The 3,794-nt window shown below is 33.7% G+C and carries 5 protein-coding genes; all 5 read right to left on the bottom strand.

Annotation, left to right across the window (positions count from 1 at the left end; all coding sequences use genetic code 11):
- Positions 1-232 precede the first annotated feature (232 nt).
- Positions 233-451: a cold-shock protein gene (locus tag RQ763_RS10525; RefSeq protein WP_294931995.1), complete on the bottom strand. Its 219-nt coding sequence runs from the start codon at positions 449-451 to the stop codon at positions 233-235.
- Positions 452-770: 319 nt separating this feature from the next.
- Positions 771-1,247 carry a Mut7-C RNAse domain-containing protein gene (locus RQ763_RS10520; RefSeq protein ID WP_314152910.1) on the bottom strand — a complete coding sequence of 159 codons (477 nt, stop codon included), beginning with the start codon at positions 1,245-1,247 and terminating at the stop codon, positions 771-773.
- Between the two features lie 15 nt (positions 1,248-1,262).
- Positions 1,263-1,589, bottom strand: coding sequence for a hypothetical protein (locus RQ763_RS10515; protein WP_314152909.1), 327 nt, complete (start codon positions 1,587-1,589; stop codon positions 1,263-1,265).
- A 14-nt stretch (positions 1,590-1,603) separates the two neighbouring features.
- Positions 1,604-2,140 (bottom strand): O-acetyl-ADP-ribose deacetylase, encoded by a 537-nt coding sequence (locus tag RQ763_RS10510; RefSeq protein ID WP_314152907.1) that lies wholly within the window; start codon positions 2,138-2,140, stop codon positions 1,604-1,606.
- Between the two features lie 102 nt (positions 2,141-2,242).
- Positions 2,243-3,794 (bottom strand): AAA family ATPase (locus tag RQ763_RS10505; RefSeq protein WP_314152905.1); only part of this gene is annotated, 1,552 nt, incomplete at its 5' end.

Raw genomic sequence — 3,794 nt, 5'->3', positions numbered from 1 at the left:
CTTCCTCAGCTACTTTCATATTAAAGTTTGCTATCTGCTCTTTTGTCGGGTGTGTTTTAATTATTTTGTACACGGTTGACCTCTTGTTTTTAAATGGTAATATTGGAGTGGAATTGTATTATTTTTTTTGATTTTTGCGGTAATAAAATTAAGTGGTTTATAAAGTCGTGTAAATAGGGGTGTTTTGGGGGTTTACGATAGTTATGAGCGGATAAATCCGCTCAAAGAAAGATTACAGACCTGTAACGTTTTCTGCTTGTGGACCTTTTTCGCCTTGACCGATTTCAAAAGTTACCTTTTGACCTTCGTCTAGAGAAACACGACCATAGCCAGTGCTGTTGATTTGACGAAAGTGTACGAATACATCCTTACCGCCATCTTCTTGCTCGATAAATCCGAAACCTTTTTCACCATTGAACCATTTAACCGTACCGTTTACTAATGCTGCCATTGTAATACCTTTGTGTTTGAATACACCTCATTGCTGAAGTGGTCTAAAATCTAATATGAAGCTTTCTTTTAGTAGGCGGATATACTGTTAACTAGGTCATCAATGTAAAGCAGACTAAAGATGTAACTCGAATCATCTTTTATTGACAGAATTATAACTGAATAAAAAGTAAATGTATATAGCTGGAGCTTATTTCTTTTGTATTTACTATTTTTTTACGACTTAAATCATCGGTTCTATCCCTGAAATAGGCGATTTATAAGGGGTTGATAGTTTTCTATTTTACGTATGTTTAAAAACATGAAATAATGTAATATCTTTAAAACTTAGTCTCTTTCTTGTTTTTGGCGATGAATTCGTCCACAAACTTGAGCATATTTTTGTAGTGGTCGCCATGCCAGTACACTGCGCCGCACTCTTTGCATCTAGCAAAGGTATCAAAGTATTTTTTTGTTTTTGCTTTTAGTTCATCTATGACCTCTGGTTTATCAATCTCTTCAAGTTCGCCGTTACATTTGATGCATATGCTCAGGGGCTTGACCTTGTCAAAAAGCTTGTAGTGGTGAAATATCTCTCTTAACTGCTCCTCAAACCCTGCATGTGCAAGATACAAAGCGTTATGATGCTTCATCCTCTTATAAAGAATCTTGTCGCTTGTTAGAAGAAATCTCTGCTCTTTGTGTGCAATCTCGATAATATCGTCATCATCTATACTCTGAAAGTAAAGTGTGTCAAACCCAAATATCCGCAGATACTTCGCAATCTTCCCCAAATGGCAGTCGGCTATGAATTTCATGGGGTTATTGGGTCTTTAAAGGTGCGTTTCAATATCAACCAGTTCTACGCGGGAGCACTCTTTTTTTAAGAGTTTTTTGCTGTTTGCATCATCTTCTGCCAAACTCAAAAGATCTGCAAAGTCATCTTTAGAGACTTCGACAGTATGGAGTTCTTTAAGAGTTTCAATGCTGAGCGTTGCCTCTTCTTTGGATTTAAGCGTAATATTGCGATGCCCCTTGGCAAACTCTGATTTTATAGCTTTTGCCACTTTTTCGTTGTTAAGCAGTTCCTTAAGTGAAATCTTTTGATCGAGATCATTATCGCACAGTACTTTATACGTTACCACTATTTTTCCATCCATCGTGCCGATTTCCTTTATTCCCAAGTTTCCAGCTCTTTTATAGCATCTACAAAGACATTATAACTTTCTTGTGAAGAAAATACAAAGTTTACCTCTATGGTGTTATCTGAATCTAAAAAATACTTAACTGCATTGTAAGCAATTTTGGCAGCTTCATCTTTTGGATAACCGTAGATGCCTGTAGAGATGGCAGGAAACGAGATGCTGTGGCACTTTAGTTCAGAAGCTGTTTTTAGTGAGTTTATATAGCAGTTTGCCAGAAGCTCTTCGCAACGGTTTTTACAAGATGAATAAACAGGGCCGACGGTGTGGATCACATATTTTGCTCTCATCTCTCCCGCAGTTGTCGCAACGGCTTCTCCTGTAGGCAATCCATCAGGATATAGAGAGGCTCTCAGCTCTTTACACTCACTAAGTATCTGCTCTCCGCCCGCTCGGTGAATTGCACCATCTACTCCGCCGCCGCCAAGAAGTGAACTGTTTGCAGCATTGACCACTGCACACACATCCTCTTGCGTTATATCTGCTACTTTTAGGTTTATGTTTTTCATTTGTATTACCTTTGTATTTGAAAATACTCGATTGTTTGCTCTGTTAACTGCAACTCCATAACCCGCTCAGAAATTTACACCCAAGTGAGTAAATTTTAAATTTTATAAACTTTTCATATCATTGTATAATTCAACTAAATGTCCATATGCCATGTCAAGTAAAGGTTCATACATAAATGAATTCAAATGTATATTCTCAGGAGTCATAATACTCATTCTTGTTAAAACTTTTATATCATTATCAAAACTATCATCACCTTGATATTCATCTTTAAAACGTTTAAAAAGTTTTCCGGTCTGTGTACCCTTTATTACTGATTTGTCAGTAACTTTGCTCCACATATATTCTTCAGCTTTAAGTCTAATTGCAATAGATAAAACAATTTTATCATCAAGGACTATTCCATCTTTTTTACCCGAGGCAACAATATTGTCTGCACACGTATAAATTGAATCTAAAATAGTATCATTTTCATTTTCAATAACTTTATCTTGATAAAGTTGTCCTACTGTTTCAAAAGTAGCTTGAATATCTTTTTTAGTTATAGTCATAGTATCTGGCTTTTTTATGTGTAAACATGAAGTGAGCAATTTATATTCATCACCATCCGTACCATGAGCATATTCAATTATATTTCTTACAAATGGAATTAAAGCAATAAATTTAGACAATTCATTATGATAACCTTTTCTCCATATCTCAAAAGGATTTGTAACGTTTTTACTACCAGCAGAAACAATTTTTAAAGATTCATCGTTGTCTTTATCGACTATTAAAGAATTATGCCATTTAGTTGTCATTAAAATTCTTTCCTGTACAGTTCTGAAAAAATCAAAATTGTGCGTCAAAATTATTTGATTAAAAAAGTCATAGCTGGAAATTTCATTTAAATATTCAACTATCGCATATTTATTTTTATAATCAAAAGAATCTGCTATATCATCTATAATAATAAGAGTCTTTGTTTTATCTTCTATCCTTCCTTTAAGTTCAAAAATAACATACAATAGGTATAACGCTCTTTTTTCACCTTGACTTAAAACTTTTAAACCACCTAATGAATCTCTAGAAAAAGTTTTTTTTATACCTGAAATAGGATCAGTGAACTCAAAATCAATATTAGGTGTTTCCTTACCTAAGATAGCACTTTTTTTATTGGTTATTAATATCTCAAACGGTAAAGAAAACCTTTTCTTAAACTCATCAACAACTTCATGCCATTTAGTAACTTGGTCTTGAGCTTTTTGTTCTATTTCCTCGATTTCTGCCTTTGTTGATTTATACAACTCAATTAAAGCTAAAAACGATTCTTCTTCTTTTTTATAATAGCTAAGCCATAGTTTTTGTTTTAGATTTTTTATGTTGTCAATTTCTAACTCTGTAATAATGTCTGGATATGTTTCAATAATTGACTCAAATGCATTAATTGCTTTAGCACCATTACTAATTTGTTTCTGTATCTCTTGCAGTTCAGTATCAGCAAAAATTTTTGTTTTTTCGTCTTCAAGAATTTTATCTAAAGCTTCATAGTTTGCGAACGGTGTAGAATTACCGTGTAGTAATATAGAATGTTCAGCTTGGAAAAAATTTTCTTTTTTTGTAGCTTTTAAAATATTACTAGCTTTTGTTGGGTTGAAAATTCCTTTTTTATAG

This window comes from Sulfurimonas sp. (genome assembly GCF_032250635.1).
Classification (GTDB): domain Bacteria; phylum Campylobacterota; class Campylobacteria; order Campylobacterales; family Sulfurimonadaceae; genus Sulfurimonas.
The sequence above is the reverse complement of the archived record's forward strand: the minus strand, read 5'-3'. Positions and strand labels throughout refer to the sequence as shown.

What these genes read in the sequence shown, in the direction of transcription:
- RQ763_RS10525 (WP_294931995.1), bottom strand. Translation starts at nt 451, where the DNA reads ATGGCAGCATTAGTAAACGGTACGGTTAAATGGTTCAATGGTGAAAAA.
- RQ763_RS10520 (WP_314152910.1), bottom strand. Translation starts at nt 1,247, where the DNA reads ATGAAATTCATAGCCGACTGCCATTTGGGGAAGATTGCGAAGTATCTG.
- RQ763_RS10515 (WP_314152909.1), bottom strand. Translation starts at nt 1,589, where the DNA reads ATGGATGGAAAAATAGTGGTAACGTATAAAGTACTGTGCGATAATGAT.
- RQ763_RS10510 (WP_314152907.1), bottom strand. Translation starts at nt 2,140, where the DNA reads ATGAAAAACATAAACCTAAAAGTAGCAGATATAACGCAAGAGGATGTG.